Origin of the sequence: Enterobacter cloacae complex sp. P13B, assembly GCF_014895915.1 — a bacterium.
Classification (GTDB): Bacteria; Pseudomonadota; Gammaproteobacteria; order Enterobacterales; family Enterobacteriaceae; genus Enterobacter; species Enterobacter bugandensis.
Genome location: NZ_JADBQN010000089.1, coordinates 1 through 3,007, shown reverse-complemented (window position 1 = coordinate 3,007; position 3,007 = coordinate 1). Strand labels below are relative to the sequence as shown.

General features: G+C 62.8%; 2 protein-coding genes and 1 pseudogene. All 3 read left to right on the top strand.

The genetic code is table 11. The features are described from left to right. A pseudogene (yagE, locus tag IM273_RS21925) lies at window positions 1-300 on the top strand (2-keto-3-deoxygluconate aldolase); the annotation flags it as partial. 14 nt (window positions 301-314) lie between these two features. Beyond that, the gene (yagF, locus tag IM273_RS21920; protein WP_193051909.1) at window positions 315-2,282 is read left to right on the top strand and encodes a xylonate dehydratase YagF; all 1,968 of its coding nucleotides are present in this window, start codon (window positions 315-317) and stop codon (window positions 2,280-2,282) included. Between the two features lie 226 nt (window positions 2,283-2,508). Then, window positions 2,509-3,007 (top strand): glycoside-pentoside-hexuronide (GPH):cation symporter (locus tag IM273_RS21915; RefSeq protein ID WP_193055628.1); only part of this gene is annotated, 499 nt, incomplete at its 3' end.

Here is a 3,007-nt window from a genome sequence, read left to right as displayed (position 1 = left end):
CTGCTGCTCGGCGGCGACGGGGCGATTTCGGCGAGCGGCAACTTTGCCCCGCAGGTGTCGGTGAATCTTCTGAAAGCCTGGCGGGATAAAGACGTGGCGAAAGCGGCTGAGTATCATCAGACCCTGCTGCAAATCCCGCAGATGTATCAGCTGGATACGCCGTTTGTGAACGTCATTAAAGAGGCGATCGTGCTTTGTGGTCGTCCTGTCTCCACGCACGTGCTGCCGCCCGCCACGCCGCTGGACGAGCCGCGTAAGGCGCAGCTGAAAACCCTGCTGCAACAGCTCAAGCTCTGCTGAGCCGGACGATAACGATGACCATTGAGAAAATTTTCACCCCACAGGACGATGCGTTTTATGCGGTGATCACCCACGCGGCGGGGCCGCAGGGCGCGCTGCCGCTGACCCCGCAGATGCTGATGGAATCCCCCAGCGGCAACCTGTTCGGCATGACGCAGAACGCCGGGATGGGCTGGGACGCCAACAAGCTGACCGGCAAAGAGGTGCTGATCATCGGCACCCAGGGCGGCATCCGCGCCGGAGATGGACGCCCGGTTGCGCTGGGCTACCACACCGGGCACTGGGAAATCGGCATGCAGATGCAGGCGGCGGCGAAGGAGATCACCCGCAACGGCGGGATCCCGTTTGCGGCCTTCGTCAGCGATCCGTGCGATGGGCGCTCGCAGGGCACACACGGCATGTTCGACTCCCTGCCGTATCGTAACGATGCGGCGATCGTGTTTCGCCGTCTGATCCGCTCCCTGCCCACGCGCCGGGCGGCGATCGGCGTGGCCACCTGCGATAAAGGGCTGCCCGCCACCATGATTGCGCTGGCCTCCATGCACGACCTGCCGACCATTCTGGTGCCGGGCGGGGCGACGCTGCCGCCGACCGTGGGGGAAGATGCGGGCAAGGTGCAGACCATCGGCGCGCGCTTTGCCAACCACGAGCTCTCCTTGCAGGAGGCCGCCGAGCTCGGCTGTCGCGCCTGCGCGTCGCCGGGCGGCGGGTGTCAGTTCCTCGGCACGGCGGGCACCTCGCAGGTGGTGGCGGAAGCGCTGGGGCTGGCGCTGCCGCACTCCGCGCTGGCACCGTCCGGGCAGGCGGTGTGGCTGGAGATCGCCCGCCAGTCGGCGCGGGCGGTGAGCGAGCTGGATAACCGCGGCATCACCACGCGCGATATCCTCACCGATAAAGCCATCGAAAACGCCATGGTGATCCACGCGGCGTTCGGCGGTTCCACGAACTTACTGCTGCACATTCCGGCCATCGCCCACGCGGCGGGCTGCTCTATTCCGGACGTAGAGCACTGGACGCGCGTCAACCGCAGGGTTCCGCGTCTGGTGAGCGTGCTGCCCAACGGCCCGGACTACCACCCGACCGTGCGCGCGTTTCTCGCAGGCGGCGTGCCGGAAGTGATGCTCCACCTGCGCGATCTCGGCCTGCTGCATCTGGACGCCATGACCGTCACCGGCCAGACGGTGGGTGAGAACCTCGACTGGTGGCAGACGTCCGAGCGCCGTAAGCGCTTCCGCCAGTGCCTGCGAGAGCAGGACGGCGTGGAGCCGGATGACGTGATCCTGCCGCCGGAGAAGGCCAAAGCGAAAGGGCTGACCTCGACGGTCTGCTTCCCGACGGGCAACATCGCGCCGGAAGGTTCGGTAATCAAGGCCACGGCGATCGACCCGTCGGTGGTGGATGACGATGGCGTTTACCGCCACACCGGCCGGGTGCGGGTGTTCGTCTCGGAAGCGCAGGCGATCAAGGCCATCAAGCGGGAAGAGATTAAGCAGGGGGATATCATGGTGGTGATCGGCGGCGGGCCGTCCGGCACCGGCATGGAGGAGACCTACCAGCTCACCTCCGCGCTGAAGCATATCTCGTGGGGCAAGACGGTGTCGTTAATCACCGATGCGCGCTTCTCGGGCGTGTCGACGGGCGCCTGCTTCGGGCACGTGTCGCCGGAGGCGCTGGCGGGCGGGCCGATTGGCAAGCTGCGCGATAACGACATCATCGAGATTGCCGTCGACCGACTGACATTAACAGGCAGCGTGAACTTTATCGGCACCGCGGATAACCCGCTGACGCCGGAGGAGGGCGCACGCGAGCTGGCGCTGCGGCAGACGCACCCGGACCTGCACGCCCACGACTTTTTGCCGGACGATACCCGGCTGTGGGCGGCATTGCAGTCGGTGAGCGGCGGCACCTGGAAAGGCTGTATTTATGACACCGATAAAATTATTGAGGTAATTAACGCCGGTAAAAAAGCGCTCGGCATTTAATTATTTTTCACGCGATTGTCGTCTACGGAAAATATTCCGTGGGCGGCTTTTACGCATCTGTAATTTGTTAATTTAAACAATACGTTGCGATATATCGTTGGCGTCACAAAAGCAAAATAACGTAATTCAGAAATAAGATATGACCATTGCTGGTTAATTGAACAGCTCATTACACTCCATTAACACGATGTTGTAATTCAGCACACTACCAAAGGGTGTAATTCTGATGACGCAATTAACCATGAAAGACAAAATTGGCTACGGGCTGGGTGACACCGCCTGCGGCTTCGTCTGGCAGGCCACGATGTTCCTGCTGGCCTATTTCTACACCGACGTGTTTGGTCTCTCCGCGGGCATTATGGGCACGCTGTTTTTAGTCTCCCGCGTGCTCGACGCCGTGACCGACCCGCTGATGGGGCTGCTGGTCGACCGCACCCGCACGCGGCACGGCCAGTTCCGCCCGTTCCTGCTGTGGGGCGCCATCCCGTTTGGCATCGTCTGCATGCTGACCTTCTATACGCCGGACTTCTCCGCGCAGGGCAAAATCATCTACGCCTGCGCGACCTACATTCTCCTGACCCTGGTTTACACCTTCGTTAACGTCCCGTACTGCGCCATGCCGGGGGTGATCACCGCCGACCCAAAAGAGCGCCACGCCCTTCAGTCCTGGCGTTTCTTCCTCGCCGCGGCGGGCTCGCTCGCCATCAGCGGCATCGCGCTGCCGC

Excerpts from the sequence above, each read along its gene's own strand:
- yagF (WP_193051909.1), top strand. The coding sequence starts at position 315 with ATGACCATTGAGAAAATTTTCACCCCACAGGACGATGCGTTTTATGCG.